General features: G+C 60.2%; 18 protein-coding genes. 4 read left to right on the top strand and 14 right to left on the bottom strand.

The window, feature by feature from the left end:
- Nucleotides 1-749: 749 nt before the first annotated feature.
- Nucleotides 750-2,150, bottom strand: coding sequence for a glucuronate isomerase (gene uxaC / locus J7412_RS19395; RefSeq protein WP_209080662.1), 1,401 nt, complete (start codon nucleotides 2,148-2,150; stop codon nucleotides 750-752).
- A 698-nt stretch (nucleotides 2,151-2,848) separates the two neighbouring features.
- On the opposite strand from uxaC, the gene J7412_RS19390 reads away from it, so the two are divergent.
- Complete coding sequence (locus tag J7412_RS19390; protein ID WP_209080628.1) at nucleotides 2,849-3,289, top strand: hypothetical protein; 441 nt, start codon at nucleotides 2,849-2,851, stop codon at nucleotides 3,287-3,289.
- A 59-nt stretch (nucleotides 3,290-3,348) separates the two neighbouring features.
- On the opposite strand, the gene J7412_RS19385 is transcribed toward J7412_RS19390, so the two are convergent.
- The 4 genes from J7412_RS19385 to J7412_RS19370 all read right to left on the bottom strand — a co-directional run bounded on the left by J7412_RS19385 (nucleotide 3,349) and on the right by J7412_RS19370 (nucleotide 6,995).
- The gene (locus J7412_RS19385; protein ID WP_209080620.1) at nucleotides 3,349-4,719 is read right to left on the bottom strand and encodes a glutamate--cysteine ligase; all 1,371 of its coding nucleotides are present in this window, start codon (nucleotides 4,717-4,719) and stop codon (nucleotides 3,349-3,351) included.
- A gap of 63 nt (nucleotides 4,720-4,782) precedes the next feature.
- On the bottom strand, nucleotides 4,783-5,292 hold the full coding sequence (locus J7412_RS19380) for a hypothetical protein (protein ID WP_209065853.1): 510 nt from the start codon (nucleotides 5,290-5,292) through the stop codon (nucleotides 4,783-4,785).
- A gap of 129 nt (nucleotides 5,293-5,421) precedes the next feature.
- Nucleotides 5,422-6,273: a GNAT family N-acetyltransferase gene (locus J7412_RS19375; RefSeq protein WP_209080618.1), complete on the bottom strand. Its 852-nt coding sequence runs from the start codon at nucleotides 6,271-6,273 to the stop codon at nucleotides 5,422-5,424.
- Nucleotides 6,270-6,995 (bottom strand): 16S rRNA (uracil(1498)-N(3))-methyltransferase, encoded by a 726-nt coding sequence (locus J7412_RS19370; RefSeq protein ID WP_209080616.1) that lies wholly within the window; start codon nucleotides 6,993-6,995, stop codon nucleotides 6,270-6,272. The genes J7412_RS19375 and J7412_RS19370 overlap by 4 nt, the downstream gene beginning before the upstream one ends.
- Nucleotides 6,996-7,007: 12 nt before the next feature.
- Between J7412_RS19370 and ubiA the strand changes: the two genes are divergently transcribed.
- From ubiA to J7412_RS19355, 3 genes are all read left to right on the top strand, one after another.
- Nucleotides 7,008-7,973 (top strand): 4-hydroxybenzoate octaprenyltransferase, encoded by a 966-nt coding sequence (gene ubiA / locus J7412_RS19365; RefSeq protein ID WP_247744021.1) that lies wholly within the window; start codon nucleotides 7,008-7,010, stop codon nucleotides 7,971-7,973.
- 61 nt (nucleotides 7,974-8,034) lie between these two features.
- The gene (locus J7412_RS19360; protein WP_209080612.1) at nucleotides 8,035-10,107 is read left to right on the top strand and encodes an OmpA family protein; all 2,073 of its coding nucleotides are present in this window, start codon (nucleotides 8,035-8,037) and stop codon (nucleotides 10,105-10,107) included.
- Nucleotides 10,104-10,418 (top strand): hypothetical protein, encoded by a 315-nt coding sequence (locus J7412_RS19355; RefSeq protein WP_209065848.1) that lies wholly within the window; start codon nucleotides 10,104-10,106, stop codon nucleotides 10,416-10,418. The genes J7412_RS19360 and J7412_RS19355 overlap by 4 nt, the downstream gene beginning before the upstream one ends.
- A gap of 66 nt (nucleotides 10,419-10,484) precedes the next feature.
- Here the strand turns inward: J7412_RS19355 and J7412_RS19350 are convergent, their stop codons facing one another.
- The 9 genes from J7412_RS19350 to J7412_RS19315 all read right to left on the bottom strand — a co-directional run bounded on the left by J7412_RS19350 (nucleotide 10,485) and on the right by J7412_RS19315 (nucleotide 17,776).
- A complete protein-coding gene (locus J7412_RS19350) occupies nucleotides 10,485-11,018 on the bottom strand; it encodes an AAA family ATPase (protein ID WP_209080610.1) in 534 nt (177 codons plus the stop codon).
- Nucleotides 11,019-11,346: 328 nt separating this feature from the next.
- Nucleotides 11,347-11,790 carry a molybdenum cofactor biosynthesis protein MoaE gene (locus tag J7412_RS19345; protein WP_209065846.1) on the bottom strand — a complete coding sequence of 148 codons (444 nt, stop codon included), beginning with the start codon at nucleotides 11,788-11,790 and terminating at the stop codon, nucleotides 11,347-11,349.
- 12 nt (nucleotides 11,791-11,802) lie between these two features.
- Nucleotides 11,803-12,048 carry a molybdopterin converting factor subunit 1 gene (moaD, locus tag J7412_RS19340; RefSeq protein ID WP_209065845.1) on the bottom strand — a complete coding sequence of 82 codons (246 nt, stop codon included), beginning with the start codon at nucleotides 12,046-12,048 and terminating at the stop codon, nucleotides 11,803-11,805.
- Nucleotides 12,049-12,053: 5 nt separating this feature from the next.
- Complete coding sequence (gene pgsA / locus J7412_RS19335) at nucleotides 12,054-12,713, bottom strand: CDP-diacylglycerol--glycerol-3-phosphate 3-phosphatidyltransferase (protein ID WP_209065844.1); 660 nt, start codon at nucleotides 12,711-12,713, stop codon at nucleotides 12,054-12,056.
- A 101-nt stretch (nucleotides 12,714-12,814) separates the two neighbouring features.
- Nucleotides 12,815-14,689 (bottom strand): excinuclease ABC subunit UvrC, encoded by a 1,875-nt coding sequence (uvrC, locus tag J7412_RS19330; protein WP_209080608.1) that lies wholly within the window; start codon nucleotides 14,687-14,689, stop codon nucleotides 12,815-12,817.
- Between the two features lie 357 nt (nucleotides 14,690-15,046).
- Nucleotides 15,047-15,823, bottom strand: coding sequence for an SDR family oxidoreductase (locus J7412_RS19325; RefSeq protein WP_348540514.1), 777 nt, complete (start codon nucleotides 15,821-15,823; stop codon nucleotides 15,047-15,049).
- 14 nt (nucleotides 15,824-15,837) lie between these two features.
- Nucleotides 15,838-16,791, bottom strand: coding sequence for a calcium/sodium antiporter (locus J7412_RS19320; protein ID WP_209065841.1), 954 nt, complete (start codon nucleotides 16,789-16,791; stop codon nucleotides 15,838-15,840).
- Between the two features lie 3 nt (nucleotides 16,792-16,794).
- Nucleotides 16,795-16,977 carry a hypothetical protein gene (locus J7412_RS21910; protein WP_247738937.1) on the bottom strand — a complete coding sequence of 61 codons (183 nt, stop codon included), beginning with the start codon at nucleotides 16,975-16,977 and terminating at the stop codon, nucleotides 16,795-16,797.
- Nucleotide 16,978: 1 nt separating this feature from the next.
- A complete protein-coding gene (locus J7412_RS19315) occupies nucleotides 16,979-17,776 on the bottom strand; it encodes a S49 family peptidase (protein ID WP_209080606.1) in 798 nt (265 codons plus the stop codon).
- Nucleotides 17,777-17,857: the final 81 nt, after the last annotated feature.

Raw genomic sequence — 17,857 nt, 5'->3', positions numbered from 1 at the left:
ACTTGGGGGCTAACCTGCGAATTGCACCCTCAGGGGCACCCTGCCCGATCAGGTTAGCGCCCCCAGCCGCACCGCCCAGTGCACATCCCGAAAGCTCTTCGGAATGATGCCTGAGACCAGCGGTTCTTACGTCTGTATCCATTTTGGTCGTCAACTTTCTGTTTCGCGCCCAACGGGCGTAACCCAATGGTACAAATGGACTTTTTCCATTGTCGCCAAATGCACTTCTGTACGGCGGCGATCACGAAGCCATTTCTTGTCTCCGTGGCTCCATTTTTGGCGAAAGTGGTTACTGATCTGATAACACTTGTGCAGAATTCGGGGCACAGACTGCGCGACGCGCGCCTTCCTGCCCCAGCGGCAGGCGACGGTACCGCAGTCCCTCTTCGGCGCTAGAGATTGGGCCTGACGCTCTATCGCGTCGCGCCCGTCTTTCAACCCAAGGAAGAGAGGCGCAGTTTTCCTATATTTTTAAGTACATTGCAGGTTTCACACCGCCGTGAAAACCGCGTTCCAACGCGCCGAAAAGCCCCGAAAACTCCACAAATCCAGCCGCCAAACCCTTAACAAAAGCTGACTCAAACCCCGCGCATTTGAGGCAAATACCACCTTCAAACCTGCCCCAAAACACAGGCCACAGGGCAAAATCTGCCTCTGGCACAGGCCGCAGAAATCACTTGCAAAGAATCAGAGACTCGCTCAGGCAGAAAGCGCGCAAAAAGAAAGCCGCCCAACGGGCGGCTCACAAATCACACAACACTGCCAAGCTTATAGGCGTCAATCGCGAGATCACGACACAGCAGCCGGGCGATCTCATTGGCATCAGAGCGGGTCAGCACACCGCGCGCACGCTGTTGTGCCAGATGCTGGCTCACGCCGCGCCGCCACATATCGTGACGCGCAGGAATGGACATGAACGCGCGCGTGTCATCATTGAACCCGGCAAGGTTCCAATACCCGGCGGTCTCCACAACCTGATCCAGATACCGCGCGATGCCGTTTGCGCTGTCCGAATAGCGCCAAGGTGCGCCGAGCCGCAACGCCGGCCAATGGCTGACCATCGGCGCAAGCTCGCGGGCAAAAGCGCTTTCATCAAGGGTAAAGAGCAGGATGTTCATTTCCCGCACGTTGCCCACCCGCGCCAGAAGCGCATCCAGACCGCGCACCCAATTCGCGCCCACCGGCATATCGGCCCCCACCTGCGGGCCGTATTTTCCGTGCAGCACTTTGTTGGTGTTGCGCATGCTACCCCCACGGATCTGCATCACAAGCCCGTCTTCCACTGACATCTGCGCCATTTCGGTCAGCATATGCCCGTAAAAACCCTGCGACTCTTTCGGTGTGATCTTTCCGGCCAACGCCTTGGCAAACAGCGTCGCCGCACGCTTTTCCGTCAGATAGCACGTGGCCAGCTCACCCACTTCATGATCCGTGGCGGTTGCCCCGTTTGCCATGAAATAGGCCCGCCGTTCACGCAACGCCTCAAGGTATCCTGCAAAACTTGCAGTGTTCTCGTCAGTGATTTCCCCCAACGTCGCAACATCGGCGCGGAAATCCGGATGGGTCGGGTCTAGCACGGAATCCGGACGGAATGTGGGAATGATCTTGCCGCGCAGCTTCTGCAGACGCGCCGCCTTGTGGCTGGTCAGATCATCAAGCGCGCTGTCGGTTGTGGCCAGCGCATCAATATTGAAGCTCTGCAACAGCGCCTGAGGCCGCATGCGCGAGGATTTCAGCTCCGCATCCACGCGATCATATATGCTGTCTGCGGTCTCCGCGTTCAGCGGCATCGCCACGCCAAACACATGCACAAGCGCATGGGAAATCCACAGATGGCTCGGCGTGCCGCGGAACTTGTGCCAGTGGTTCGCAAACAGTTGGAATGCTGCGCGCGGGTTACGCGCCTCTCTGGGCACACCGATGCCGATGTCTTCCAGCCAGACACCCTGGCTCAGCAACATGCGGATCACGGAGACATCCGGATCAATGAAGACTTCTGCCGGGTCCGAGAACGGGCGGTTCTCTGCAAACCACTCCGGCAAACAATGCCCATGCGGCGACACAATTGGCAGCGCCTGCACACCCTCATAAATATCAAGCGCCGCATCCGACAACTGCAGTGTCGGCACGGAGTGACTTACAAGGTTCATCACGGCTTCGCCCATTGTTCTTGTTCTCTCTCTGCTAGTCCAAGCGGCCCAAGCGACCGCATGACGCGCGCCTTTGACGTCCTTTGACCTCACGGGCTGCGCTCTGTTCTGGTCCCTCCCAGATGCCCACAGATTGATTTACGAGACACTAACGCGGCAGCGCCCAAGTCCAGCGCGACGCCCGATACACGCGGCCGAAAGAGCTGCCAAACTCACCAGATCTCTCATGCTGAAACGGCCCCGGCACCAGTACCGCACATCCCGCAGATGTGCGCAGCTGGATCAGCGGCCACGCGCGCCCTTTTCACACAGGCAAATGCCTAAAATCCGCAAAGGCTTGGCTTGTCAGACAAAAAATGGCCGGATCGGTATCACCTTGCCTTGCGTCCGACGCTTATGCACCGCATCAGGGCCGTGGATCACTGGCTCAAATCAAGATCGCGACCGCGCACATTCACCTTAAGGCTGTATGCATGCCAAACCTCCCCGACCGCCCGGAACGCCACGCAACTCCGGCAGCAAAGAAATTTGCATTCAATTTACTCTTTTTTCTTTGAGATCCGAGAAGTAGCTATAGTTTTAGTACAAGTTTAACTGCACCTGTGCAGAACAAACTTCTAGAACTGGGCACACCAGCCGCTAAGATTATTCACGCCCTCCGCCTTGACCGGAGACAAGACATTTTCGGAACCGACAATATGTCCTCCAAAGCCAACATCCTCACAGAGCTCTCCGTGGTGCATGTTATGTATTCCGGCCGTGTAACACTTGAGGGTCTTCGAGATCCTTGGCGCGAGGCCTACACCTCTCCGGATTTCAAACGCGGCATGAATGAGGTTGTGGATTTCAGCGCGGTGACCAATTTTGACATCGGCTTTGACGAGCTGCTCGCCTTTGCCAAAACCTCACAAGAGATCCATGCCAGATACGGTCACAAGATCACCGTCTGCCTGATTGCCCCGGATAAGGCCACAACCGGCTTTGCCGATATGTTCATCGACCTCGCGCAGGCCATGCAATACGACAACGATGTCATGATTGTGCAGGGCTATCCTGAGGTCTTTGCCGTTCTGGATCTCTCTGACGAAGAGATCGCCCAATTCCCCGAGCCCTGTCAGAAAGAAGCGCATCTGCTGTAGATACGCCTCTGAGGACCGCCCTCCCCTGAGAGGGGCAGCCCTTCAAATCAGCCTTAAAATCAGTAGCTGTGTTCGCCGTAGATTTTGGTCAGATCGCCGCCCCAGTCACCGTGGTACTGCGACAACAGCTCATCGGCAGGCACCTGACCGCTTTCTACGCTTTCCTGCAACGCGCTGAGGAAGTGTGTCTCATCCGGCACCAGCCCGCCAGCTCCGGCCTGCCCGCGCGCTTTCAGGCCCGCTTCAGAGATCTTCAGCACTTCGCGCGCCAGCTCATGCATGTTGATCTTGCCCACCTGGGCCTGCAGCGCCTGTTCGCTCGCCGCCACACGCAGTGCCTCACGGGTTTCCGCATCCCAGCCTTTGACCAGATCCCAGGCCGCATCCAGCGCGGATTGATCATACATCAGCCCCACCCAGAAGGCAGGCAAGGCACAGAGACGCCGCCACGGGCCACCATCGGCCCCGCGCATTTCCATGAACTTCTTGATCCGCGCCTCCGGGAAAGCGGTGGTGAGATGGTCTGCCCAGTCGCTTAGGGTTGGGGTCTCACCGGGCAGCGCAGGCAGCTCGCCTTTGAGGAAGTCGCGGAAGCTCATGCCCAACGCGTCAATGTATTTGCCATCGCGGTAGACAAAATACATCGGCACATCCAGCGCATACTGCACCCAGCGCTCAAAGCCAAAACCCTCTTCAAACACAAAGGGCAACATGCCGGTGCGCGCATCATCCAGATGCCGCCAGACCAGACCCCGGGTGGATTTCACCCCATTGGGCTTGCCATCCAGAAACGGCGAATTGGCAAACAGCGCATTGGCCACCGGCTGCAGCGCCAGCGCCACGCGCAGCTTCTGCACCATGTCCGCTTCGCTTGAGAAGTCGAGGTTCACCTGCACGGTGCAGGTGCGATACATCATGACCTTGCCCATGGTGCCCACGCGGTCCATGTAGTCGGTCATCAGCTTATAACGCCCCTTGGGCATCACCGGCATCTCGTCATGGCTCCAGATCGGGGCCGAACCCAGGCCAATGAAGCCCACGCCAATCTTGTCGGCGATGTCTTTCACATCTTTGAGGTGCTGATTCACCTCGTCACAGGTCTGGTGGATATTCTCCAGCGGCGCACCGGACAGCTCCAGCTGCCCACCAGGCTCAAGGCTCACATTGGCGCCGTCTTTTTCCAGACCGATCAGCTTTCCGCCTTCTTCCAGAGGGGCCCAGCCATGACCGTCGCGCAGCCCTTCCAGCACTGCCAGAATAGAGCGCTCGCCCTCATATGGCAGGGGTTTCAGGCTGTCCTTGCAGTAGCCGAATTTCTCATGCTCGGTGCCGATCCGCCAGTCTTCGCGCGGCTTACAGCCGGAGCTGAGGTATTCAGCCAACTGGTCATGATGCTCGATCGGGCCGCCGCCGGACTGGGGAATGGACATGGCGTTTGCTCTGCTCCTGAGACTGGTTTCAGGCGTCTGTGGTGGGGTTTTTTGCAGGCCGTGTCAATGCAGCCTGCGATCCTCTTTTGCCCAGATCACAACCGGGTGATCAGGCGCGGCCTTCAGCTGCGCCAGCATATGTTCGGTCTTGATGCCGTCCAGACTGGCAAAGGCGTCAAACAGCGCATCGCTCCCCGCCGCATTCACAGGAATGTGCAACGGAGCTTGCCCTGGTTGATACAGCGCCCAGACCGGTGGCTGACTGCGGCCATCCAGCACCACGCGGCTGAGGCTGCGCATCGCCACGCTGCCGCCGTTGAGCGGGCCGAAATAAGCCACCTCGCCCTCATCCACCTGCACCACGCCGGGGCCACCCTGCCCAATCCGAAACCGCGCCCGCTGAATGCCGCTGACGATCAGCACAGCTCCCACGGCCACAAGCCCGATGCCCAGCCATTTCAACAGGCCAAAGCCGCTGGCCCACCACAGCCCAAGCAGCAACACCGCCGCCCCCACCAAGGTCTCGCGCCATTGCACCAAAGCCGCCCGCGCTTCCGGTCGAAAGAAACTCATAGTGTACTCCTCATAGCCTTCGCCCGGCGGAACCGCCGGGCAGCGCCCAACCGCCCCCATGGGCGGGCGCTTCGCTTCCCGCCCGCGGCTGGGCACTGCCCTCTCGATGGGAACGACACAAATAAAACCTCATCCCGCATGCGCCTCCACATCCGCAAACAAAGCCATCGTAAACTGCCCGTTGAGTTCAAACCCTATGGCCTCATAAGCCCGCGCCGCAGCCGCACTGGCGGCAAACAGGATCGCCTGCGTCACCCCTGCTTTCTTGGCTTCCTCCAGATGCAACGCCACCGCCCGCCGCGCCAGCCCCTGCCCGCGCTGCTCCGGCGGCGTGTAGACACCGCCGATCTGCACCACATCCGGCAAGCTGGCATTAAAACCGGTCATCGCCACAGGCACGCCTTCGCGCAACAGAATGCGGTGACTGTCCCGCGCCATATAGGCGGCAATATCCTGTTTTGCCGTCTGCTCCGCCGCCAGTCGGCTCAGCCCCATCACCGCCGCGTTGTAATCCGCGCGCCAATCTTCGGCCAAATGCTGCAGATCCGGCGTGATCGGGCACAGCGCAAACCCGGCACAATCCGGCATCTGCAGGGCATCCAGCGCCAGACGGTATCCCGGTTCCGGTCGGCTGATCGTGGTAGGTCGTGTGTTCAGGCCCGACACCTCAAGAAACAGCGCCGCCTGCTGCGCCTCACCAAGCACGCCCAAGACCGCACGGCCCTGCCACAGCGGCCCCGCCGCCTGCCAGTCCGCCGCAGCGGCGTCAGGCGCCTGCAACAGAATCATACCTTCATTGGTGCGCGCAAACAGCGCCGGCGCACCATCAGTGCGCGCCCAGATCTGCAACCCACGTGGCGCGGCGCTACCAAGACCATGATCGCGGAGATTGCCCAGAAAAAACATCGAGCTCTGGATGTGCTCTCTCAGGAAAGCCTCCACCCACGCAAGATCACTCTGGTCAATCTCCCGCCAGCTCATCCCCAGTCCCCCAGAGCCTGCTGCCAGAGCGTCATCGCCGCCACCGCCGCTGTATCCGCGCGCAAGATCCTTGGCCCAAGGCTCACCACATGGGCAAAGGGCAGCGCCTTGAGCTTCTCCCGCTCAGCCTCACTAAACCCGCCTTCCGGTCCAATCAGAATAGCCCAGGGTCCACCCTCTGAGGCCGCAAGGTGCTTTGCACTGCCCACCTCAGCTTCATCACAAAACATCAACTGCCGCCCGTCAGGCCAATCGGCCAACAGCCGCTCAAGCTTGGTCAGTTCCGCAACCTCCGGCACATAGGTGCCGCCACATTGCTCTGCGGCCTCTACGGCATGGGCCTGCAGGCGATCCTGACGGATGCGTTCGCTGTTGGTGAAATCGGTGTTCACCGGCACAATCCGGGCCGCGCCCATCTCGGCGGCCTTCTCCACGATGAAATCCGTGCGCGCCTTTTTGATCGGGGCAAAACACAGCCACAAATCGGGGGGCATCTGCAAAGGCTTGGTCTGCGCCTCACACACCAGCTCGCCGTTGCGCTTGTTGGCCACGGTCACGCGACAGCGCCACTCGCCGTCCCGCCCGTTAAACAGCAGCACCGGATCATCCACCGCCATCCGCATCACCCCGAAAAGATAATGCGCCTGCTCTTTGGTCAGAGGAATGGTTTGCCCTTCCCCCAGCCCCTGCTCTACATACAGTCTGACTTTTGCCTGTTTCATAGGAACCTACATATGGCCGACACGCCCGCGAAGGAAGAACCAAAAGGTCAGGTCTCTGACGCCGTGCGCGGCAATTGGGTCGACCATCTTGCGCCCGCGTGGTCCCGCCCCTACCTGCGGCTGTCCCGCGCCGACCGCCCGATTGGCACGTGGCTTCTGTTGCTGCCCTGCTGGATGTCCCTGCTGCTCGCCATGCTCTGGGATGGGCAGGCCTCTTGGCACGATCTCTGGATCGCCCTTGGTTGCGCACTTGGCGCGTTTCTGATGCGCGGCGCAGGCTGCACATGGAATGACATCACCGACCGCGAGTTTGACGCGCAGGTGGCGCGCACCCGCTCCCGCCCGATCCCCTCCGGTCAGGTCAGCGCCAAACAGGCCGCTGTCTGGATGGTGGCGCAGGCTCTCATCGCCGCGCTGATCCTGTTCAGCTTCAACCTCACCGCCATCCTACTGGGCATTGCCTCGCTGATTCCCGTGGCCATCTATCCCTTCGCGAAACGCTTCACATGGTGGCCGCAGGTGTTTCTGGGGCTGGCCTTCAACTGGGGCGCGCTTCTGGCGTGGACCGCCCACACCGGCACGCTCAATGCCCCCGCCGTGGTGCTCTATGTGGCGGGCATCGCCTGGACGTTGTTTTATGACACGATCTATGCCCATCAGGACACCGAGGATGACGCGCTCATCGGCATCAAATCCACCGCGCGGCTCTTTGGCGAGAACAGCCCGCAGTGGCTACAGGGTTTCCTGATCGCGACCGTGGCCCTGATGGGGCTGGCCGCGCTGATGGCAGCGCTGCCGCACTCCCCGCTGGCACTGGCCGTGGCCCTGATGGGGCCGGTGGCCATGGGCTGGCACATGCAGTGGCAATTGCGGATGCTGAAGACCGACGACGCCGAGCGGCTAGTCATGCTGTTCCGCTCCAACCGCGACGCGGGGCTGATCCCTCTGCTGTTTTTCGCCACCGCAATTTTCCTGTGATTGCAAGCGCGCGCGCAGCGTCGTATCACCTTGGCAACCAACGGCCGGACTGCACCTCTGAATGCGACTTTCTTCCTTACTGATCCTCTTTGTCACCTTCGCAACTGCGGCCCTTCTCAGCCTCGTCGCCGCCAGCCTCTCCGCCGATCTCATAGAAGAGACCTCAAGCACCGCCGTGGAGCGTGAGCTGGCCGAGAACAATATGGACTGGGCCGAGGTCTATGCCGAAGGGCTGCAGATCTTCCTCGCCGGCGTGGCCCCGACCGAGGCCGACCGCTTCCGCGCCGTGTCCGCCGCCAGCCGCATCGTCGACGCCTCCCGCGTGATCGACAACATGCAGGTCCCGGCCACCGCCGCCATCGCCCCGCCGCGCTTTTCCGTGGAAATCCTGCGCAATGACGCGGGCATCTCCCTCATTGGCCTGATCCCCAAAAACGCCAACCGCACCCAGATCATCAACGATCTGAAAGAGGCCTCCGGCGCGCAGGACGTGGCCGATTTTCTGGAAACCGCCGACTACGCCACCCCCGCTGGCTGGCGCCCTGCGGTGCGCTTCGCTCTGGGCGCGTTGGAAGAACTGCCCCGCGCCAAGATCTCTGTTGAGGCAGGCCGCGTGGATGTAACCGCCATGGCCGACAGCGCCGAGGCCCGCGCCGCATTGGAACACGACCTGATGCGCCGTGCCCCCAAAACCGTAGAGGTGAACCTCGCCATCTCCGCACCCCGTCCGGTGATCACCCCCTTCACCCTGCGCTTTGTGCTCAATGAAGACGGCGCCCGCTTTGACGCCTGTTCCGCCGACACCGAAGCCGCCCAGGCCCGCATCCTCAAAGCCGCCCGCGCCGCAGGCATGGAGGCTGAGAGCGAATGTGTGATCGGCCTCGGCGTGCCCTCCACCCGCTGGGCGCAAGCGGTGGAAGCCTCTCTCGCAGGCCTTGCCGAACTTGGCGGCGGCACGCTGACCATCTCTGATGCGGATGTGACCCTCACCGCGCTGCAGGGCACCGGTCAGTCCCTGTTTGACAAAGTCGCAGCCGAAACCGAAGCCGCCCTGCCCGAAGCCTTCGCCCTGCTTGCCATCCTGCCGCCTGCCCCGCAGCAGGACGACGACGCCTCCCGCGCACAGGAATTCACCGCAACGCTCAGCCCGGAAGGCCTGTTGCAACTGCGCGGCCGCCTGCCCAATGAGATCGCGCGTGACACAACAGAAAGCTATGCCCGCGCCCGCTTCAGCAGCGACACCGTGCATATGGCCACCCGTCTGGACGAAACCCTGCCGCGCACCTGGCCCTTCCGTGTGATGGCCGGCCTTGATGCGCTCTCGCTGCTGCACAACGGCGTGCTGCAGATCACCCCTGAGGCTGTCTCTGTCTCCGGCAACACCGGCAGCACCGAGGCCAACGCCCGCATCGCACAACTTCTGGCGGACAAGCTCAGCCAGACCGACCACTTCGCCATCAACGTGACCTATGTGGAGGCGCTTGATCCGCTGGCAGGCATCCCCACCGCCGAGGAATGCATGGCCAACATCCAAGCGCTTCAAAACGAGACCAAGATCGCCTTTGAACCGGGCAAAGGCACGCTCGACGCCAGCGCCGATCCAATCATCGACGAGCTGGCCCAACAGCTCGAAGCCTGCCCCGACCTGCGCATCGAAATTCAAGGCCACACCGACAGTCAGGGCCGCGAGTCCATGAACCAGGCGCTCAGCCAGACCCGCGCCCAGGCCGTTCTGACCGCCCTGCAGGACCGCCGCGTGCTCACCTCCGGCTTTGTCGCCGTGGGCCATGGCGAAAGCCAACCCATCGCCGACAACGGCACCGAGGCTGGCCGCGAAGCCAACCGCCGGATTGAGTTTGTCCGCATCCTGCCCGAAGGCACCGAAACCGTTGAGGCCGCTGAGGCAGAGGGTGAGGCAAAGGACGCTGAGGGCGTAGAGACAACCCCGTCCGAGGCCGCTTCTGAGGCAGCCACCGAAGCAGCCACCGAGGCCGCGCCGGAAGCGACCTCTGAAGAAACCACCGACCAAACCACCGAAGAATCCGAAGTTGAGGGCCAGCCAGAGGCAGCAGCAGAGGCCCCATCCACCGAAAACGCCGCGCAGAACGACGGCGAGGAGACAGAAGAGCAATGACGCGTATTGAGTTCATCCTGACCACAGCCGTGATCCTGTTTGTGGCCTTTTGCATGGGGTGGTTTGCCAATTGGCTGGTGCACCGTTTCACCCGCGTGGCCCAGTCGGATGTGGACCAGCTGGAACGCATGAGCCAGGAGCTGCACGAGGCCGAGGAAACCCGCGATCAGGCGATCACCTATCTGCAACAGCGCGAGGCGGAGCTGACCAACCAGCTCACCCAGACCGAAGCCGAACTCTCCGCCGCCATGGACGGCCTGCGCGACGCCCGCCAGGAAGCCGAAGAGCTCCGCGGCCAGCTGGGGCGGTAAGTCCGAGGCATCAGGTCAAATAGCAGATGTCGGTCGCCAAGGCGCCCTCCCAAGGCAGTTCGCCCCTTACAACCCGCATTGCTCTAAAATGATGTCGGCCCGCGCCGTCACCGACATCTTGGGCAGCACATATTGCTCATAGCCGAGCTGATCCAATGCCCCCTCTATGCGCATGTGCTCTTGGACCGCTGCCTCAAAACTGTGCTGGCGTTCCGCGTCGTTGACAAACAGCGTACGCCACGGCGGCGCAACGAAGACCCGCTTTGCATAGGGCAGCAACTCGCCAATCGTGTCGCGCACTTTACCCCCGCCACAGTGCTCTAAGGCCACGGCTGCGTCGATCAGACCGCGATCAAAGAAGACAGGCCCCTCAAGCACCTGCGCCGCCGCTAGGTCTGACCGAGCCACCTCGATGGCCCGACGTGCGAAAGCCTCCATATCGACCCAAGGCAACGCTTTGCCTCCGCCTGCCACTTGCTCAGCGATGATGCGTCGGCCCGGCTCTGGGACGGTCGCACAACCGCGCGCGGCCAAGGCACTCAGCAGGGTCGATTTGCCTCCGCCCGAGCACCCAGTCAGCAGAATAAACCTTTCAGCCATAACTCCCACTCCAACTCCCAAGAGAACGAATGCAGTGTGACAGCCATTGAACCGCGTGCCATCAACCAGTCCCCCGCCGACGATCATGAGCCCAAACCCAGCAAGCAACTTTCGCGTCGTTCTCGATTTGGAAAACACACGGCTTGTGGCGCGCAATACTGTTGCCCCACGTCCCGTTGCGCAGCGCGGCCGGGTCACACTTGCCCATTTGTCCGACACGGAATTTCGCACTTACGCGATACCGTAGGGATACCGACGCGATACCGACGTGCGGTTTTGGCAGAATTTTTTGGTTAACGGCCCGACACATCGCTGTGCTCGGTGAGGGTCACCAGCGGCTCAGCGCGTCCTCATCCGCATCCTTCGCGGCCACCCATTCGGCCCCGTCTGCGGTGTATTCTTTCTTCCAGAACGGCGCGCGGGACTTCAGGTAATCCATCAGGAATTCTGCTGCCTCAAAGGCATCCACACGATGGCGCGCGGCTGTGGCCACCATCATGATCATATCGCCCTGACGCAGCTCGCCATGGCGGTGAATGACCAAAGCATCGCCGAGATTCCAACGGCTTACCGCCTCTTCGGCGATAGTCTCCAGCGCCTTCTGGGTCATGCCGGGATAGTGTTCGATCACCATGCGATCCATGCCGCCCTTGTCGGCATCGCGCACCACACCGGTGAAGGTGACAATCGCGCCCATATTGCTGTGGCCGCTGGCAAAATCCTGCGCTTCCTTGCCAAAGTCAAACGGCGCTTCCTGCACAACAACCCGCATGGCCTGCTCCTCTTAACCGCCTGTCATTGGTGGGAAAAATGCCACTTCGCGCACGCCCTCGATAGAGGCGTCAAAGTCTGTCAGCTCCTGATCCACAGCCACCCGCAGGGCGCTCAGATCAGAGAAGGCCACCGCATAGCGCTCTTCGCGCGCTTTGAGTTCTTCAACCAGCTCGGCCACGGTCTTGGCTGTGGTCTCCACCTTTTCCTTGGGGATCCCGATCCGTTCACGCACCCATGCGAAATAGAGAACATCCATAGCGATCAATCCTTTAGATGCGGCTTGGCCTTGTTGAAATAGTCAATCCCAGTGATAGCGGTCAGCGCCGCCGCAATCCAGAGCAACCAAAGTCCCATCCAGCCGGACCAGACCATGCCCGCGTGCTTCCAGCGCAGCCCCTGCAGGTCTTCGATTTCCCCAAGCATGATCTGATCGACCATCGCCTGATCCATGCCCCAGGCCGACATGCCAAGGTAATGCTCAAACACGCCCTGGCCAAAAAGGAAAGCAATCGCAACCATTTGCGTGGCCGTTTTCCACTTGGCCAGCTTGGTCACCTTCAGTGTTCCGGCCACATCGCCAAGGAACTCACGCAGGCCAGACACAAAGACTTCGCGGAACAGGATCACGGTGGCAGGCAGCACCAGCCAGGGCGACATGGAGGAATACCCCACGATCACCATCAGCGCGATCACCACCATGGCTTTGTCCGCAATCGGGTCGATCATCGCCCCCAGCCGCGTCTCCTGCTTCCAGAGCCGCGCCAGATAGCCGTCAAACCAATCGGTGACCGAAGCCACCAGAAACAGCATCAGCGCAAACCAATCCGCATAGGGCCGTTCAAAATAGAGAAACATCACCGCGATCATGGGCGCGGCGATCAGGCGGAGAACGGAGAGAATATTGGGAATGTTCCAAGTCATAGCCACTTCCTAAGCACTTTTCTCCGCAATCAAAAGCCCTCACCTTGCACCTGCGGCAGCAAGAGCACGCCTTACGGCGCAACACACACCGCGCGGCCGCTTCATCCGCGTTCGTGAAAGAAGTCGTAAATTGTCTCAGCCAGCTTGTCGGAGACGCCATCAACGGCTTTCAAATCCGCCAGATTGGCGCGGGAGACCGCCTTAGCGCTGCCAAAATGTGCCAACAACGCCCGTTTTCGCGTCGCGCCCACACCTGGTACATCGTCCAGAGGGGTCGCGCCCACGGCTTTGGCGCGTTTTGCGCGGTGGGTCCCGATCGCAAACCTATGCGCCTCATCGCGCAGGCGCTGAACAAAATAGAGCACCGGATCATTGCGTCTGAGCGCCATCGGGCGTTTGCCGATCCGGTAGAATTCTTCCTTGCCGTGGTCTCGATCAACACCCTTGGCCACGCCCACCATAGGGATGTCCTCCACGCCATATTCTTCCATGATTTCATGCACCGCACTCACCTGACCGGCTCCGCCGTCAATCAACAGCAAGTCCGGCCACATGCCCTGATCGCGATCCGGATCCTCCTTCAGCAACCGCTTGAACCGCCGGGTGAGCACCTCTTTCATCATACCAAAGTCATCGCCCGGCGTCAGGTCAACCCCTTTGATGTTGAACTTACGATAGCTGTTTTTCATAAAGCCTTCCGGCCCCGCCACGATCATGCCGCCAACGGCATTGGTGCCTTGGATGTGGCTGTTATCGTAGACCTCGATGCGTTGCGGCGGCCCGTCCAGATCAAAGGCCTCTGCCATGCCCGACAGCAGCTTGGCTTGCGTTGCGGTCTCGCTCATCTTGCGCGCAAGGCTCTCGCGGGCATTGCGCGCCGCGCCGGCCACAAGCTCAGCCTTCTCGCCCCGCTGCGGCACAAGGATCTCCACCTTGCGCCCCGCTTTCGTGGCCAGGGCCTCTGCCATAAGCTCTTCATTTTCAATGGGATGAGACAGGATCAACTGACGCGGAGGCTCCTTGCCATCATAGAACTGCCCAATAAAGGCTTCCAGCACTTCGGCGGCATCAATCTCATTGCCCACCCGCGGATAGAAATCGCGGTTGCCCCAGTTCTGATGTGCACGAATGAAAAACACCTGCACACAGGCCTGCCCGTTCTCAAGATGCAGGGCGATCACATCCGCCTCGGTCACCCCACGCGGGTTGATCCCTTGCGCGGACTGCACGGTCGTCAGCGCCCGGATCCGATCCCGCAGCGCGGCGGCCTTTTCGAACTCCATCGCATCAGAGGCTTCTTGCATTTGCGCTGCCAGCGCCTCTTGGATCTGGGTCGAACGCCCAGACAGGAACCGCTCCGCATCCCGCACGCTCTCCGAATAATCCGCCTCACTGATCCGCCCCACGCACGGCCCAGAGCAGCGCTTGATCTGATACAGCAAGCAGGGCCGCGAGCGGCTTTCAAACATCGCATCCGAGCAGTTGCGCAACAGAAAGACCTTCTGCAGCTGGCTCAACGTCCGATTGACTGCCCCGGCGCTGGCAAACGGGCCGTAGTAGCTGCCCTTCTCTTTCTTAGCGCCCCGGTGCTTTTTGATCTGGGGGAACCCATGGGCGCGACTGACCAGAATATTGGGAAAACTTTTGTCATCGCGCAGCAGCACATTGTATTTGGGTTTGAGCTGCTTGATCAGGTTCTGCTCCAGCAGCAGCGCCTCGGTCTCTGTCTTTGTGGTCAGAAACATCATCGACGCGGTCTCGGAAATCATCCGCGCGATCCGCCCCGAATGCCCACTGGGCCGCGCATAGTTCGACACCCGCGCCCGCAAATTCCGCGCCTTTCCGACATAGAGCACCCGCGCCTGCGCATCGAGCATCCGGTACACACCGGGGGAGCCATCCAAGGTTTTGAGATAGCTCTGAATACAAGCGTGACCGGTCGGGCCGGCAGAGGGAATTTCGATGTCAGACGTCATGACCGACAAATATGATTCTTTTGGTCGGCCTGCAATCTTAAGCCCGGCGGGGCAAGAAGAATTACATCCACGGAAACTGTGGATAACTCTGGAGATATCTTTCTCAGCCGTAAAGAAATCCCTTATTTTTAACGCAACTTGTTATCATGCCTATTTTTTAAGCACATATGCAAGCAATTGATTTTACTTGTTTTTATTTTTTGCGATGCACAAATTATTGAAATCATTAACAAAAAGTAACGAAAACATGACAGCTCTGTGAACAGTGCACAACTCGCGCGGCTCAGAACCATTCTAAGCTACGAATGTCTTCAAAGATGCTTTCCCAATGTATGATCGGCTCTGCGCGCCAAAGCGTTATTCGCTGGCAAAAACATCCGGCGTCTGCCAGGCCAGATGCTGGCCACCATCCACACAGATCAACTGCCCGGTCACGGCTTTTGCATCCAACAGGTACCCCAGTGCGGCGCATATGTCAGACGCATCCGCCCCGCGTTGTAGAACGGTGCTCGCGCGTTGCGCGGCAAAGTCCGCCTCAGATTGCCGGCTGCCCTGCAATGTCGGGCCCGGACCAATGGCATTCACCCGCACATGAGGCGCAGCGCTTTGCGCCGCTGTCTGGGTCAGCGCCCACAGCCCCATCTTGGCAATGGTGTAGGACGCAAACTCCGGCGTGAGCTTACGCACGCGCTGGTCGAGCATATTCACAATCAGACCAGCCGCGACCGGCTCCCCTGCCTCATCAGAGGTCGCTGTGAGGCCTTGAGCCACCATAGCCTGTGACAGCACAAATGGCGCCCTCAGGTTGCTTTCGATGTGGCGGTCCCAGCTTTCGCGCGTGGCGTCCTGCAGGCTGTCCTGTTCAAAAATCGAGGCATTGTTGACCAGACATGTGATCGGCCCACCCAGCACTTCGGCAGCCTGCGGCAAGAGTGCTTGCGTTTGGGTTTCGTCCAGCAGGTCGGCCTGCAGCGTGACGCCGCGCCCCCCAGCTTTCACAATGGCTTCAACGGTCTCCAGCGCGCCGACACGAGAGCTGGCATAATGCACAGCCACATCATAGCCGCGCGCCGCCAGATAGACTGCCATGGCTTGTCCCAGCCGCGCCCCAGCGCCTGTCACCAATGCCCGCACTGTGCTCTCCTGCCTTAAGTCAACGTCACCGCGATGTAGATCAGATAGAGCGCGGTAAAGACAACACCCCAGATACGTGTGAGATCCTGTCGTAGGAACACAAACGGTATCAAGAGCAGCGAAGACGCCAGCATCACCCAGAAATCAAACTCGAAGAAGTCCGGGTCCACGCGGATCGGATGGATGAGTGATGTCACACCAATGATGGCCAGAAGGTTGAATAGGTTTGAGCCGATCACATTGCCCAGAGCCACATCCGCCTGACGGCGCAGCGCGGCCATGACCGTGGTTGCAAGCTCCGGCAAAGAGGTGCCAAGCGCAATCAAGGTAAGGCCGATCACCGTGTCACTCACGCCATAGCGGCGGGCGATGACTTCGGCGTTGTCCACCATCAGATCAGCGCCAAGCGGCAAGCCGATCAGGCCAAGGATCAGGAACACAAAAATGCGCCACCAGGGCATATCCGGGTCTGCGCCTTCGACCTCTTCTTCGTCTTCCATTGCGCAGGCCGCCTCGGCCTTGCGGTGACAGCGCGCCTGATAAAACGCACTGCCCAAAGCGATGGTCAGGCCAGCGAGCAGGATCAGACCGCTGGTAAATGTGAAGAAGCCGGCGCTCGCCACGCCGATAAACAGGACTGTGGCGGCAATCATCAGCACATAGTTGCGCCGCGAGTTGCAATGGCTGGTCTGGATCGGCGCGAGCAGCGCCGGAATGCCCAGCACCAGCAGCACGTTGGCGATATTGGAGCCAACCACATTGCCCAATGCGATGCCCGGTGCGTTCTTCAACGCCGCCTCAATAGAGATCAGAAGCTCAGGGGCAGAGGTGCCAAACGCCACAATCGTCAGCGAAACGATCAGCGCCGGAATTCCGATCCGCAAGGACACGTTCACCGCGCCACGTACCAGCGCATCGCCTGCCAAAAGCAGGATCACGAGCCCAAGCCCAACCAGCAGCCATTCCATGTGTTACCCCATGTTCTTTCGGCAGGGGCACGGCCCTTTGCCAATTTGGAAGCGCCCGCACTTGGGGCATTTTTTTGACTGCAACCGCTTCTTTCCCAAGAGCTTCTGCCCCGGCAAGCGCAGCTTGCCAAACATGGCCAGAACCGCCATGCCGATCAGGAAAAAGGAAACGATCTTTACCAGCATTCTATAATCCGAAGCGCGCGAATTCTGCGCGTTCTTCGATCCCAGCCAGCGCATCTTGCGCAAGCGTTGCGCCAAAGCGCTGTAGAACCGAACGCTTCACGCCGTAGCGGCGGAATTTGACCTTCTCGCCAAATCGCGCCTTCAGCACCGGCACCAGATGCCCGATGTCATCAATCAGGCCAACCTCTTTGGCTTTGCGGCCAATCCAGATTTCACCAGTATAGAGCTCCGGCTCATCCGCCAGCTTGCTGCCACGCCGCGTTTTCACGTGATCAATGAAGTTCTCGTGGATCTGCTCGAGCATTTGCTTCAGCCGCGCCACATCTTCGGGCTTTTCCGGGCGGAACGGATCCATCATCGACTTGCTTTTGCCAGCCGTATGCACGCGGCGCTCAAAGCCCTGACGGGACAGGAACACATTCGCGCCAAATCCTGCGGAAATCACCCCGATGGAGCCAACCACGGAGCTGTCATCGGCGTAGATTTCATCCGCTGCGGCCGCGAGCCAATAGCCACCGGAGGCAGCAACATCCTCGACAAAGGCAATCACCGGGATGCCCTTTTCCTCCGCCAGACGGCGAATGCGACTGCCAATCAAAGCGCTTTGCACGGGGCTGCCACCGGGCGAGTTGATCTCAAGCGCCACAGCCGCTGGCTTGCCTTTGCTGAAGGCTTTCTCGATCACCGGCGCCAGCGTGGCATCATTGAGCTGCCCGCGCGTGCCCGCAGCGATGGCGCCTTGCAGCCGGATCACGGCGACCACAGGCGGTTTTTTGGCAAAAGGGTTCAAGCGTTTCATCTGATCGGATGTAGAACGCGCATCTGCCTTTCACAAGGCAAGCCCCCAAGGAAAGCGCTGTTTGATGCCAAAAAACTTACC

The organism is Shimia sp. R9_3 (assembly GCF_017743755.1).
Taxonomy (GTDB): domain Bacteria; phylum Pseudomonadota; class Alphaproteobacteria; order Rhodobacterales; family Rhodobacteraceae; genus Shimia.
This window is presented reverse-complemented; position numbering and strand designations above follow the sequence as displayed.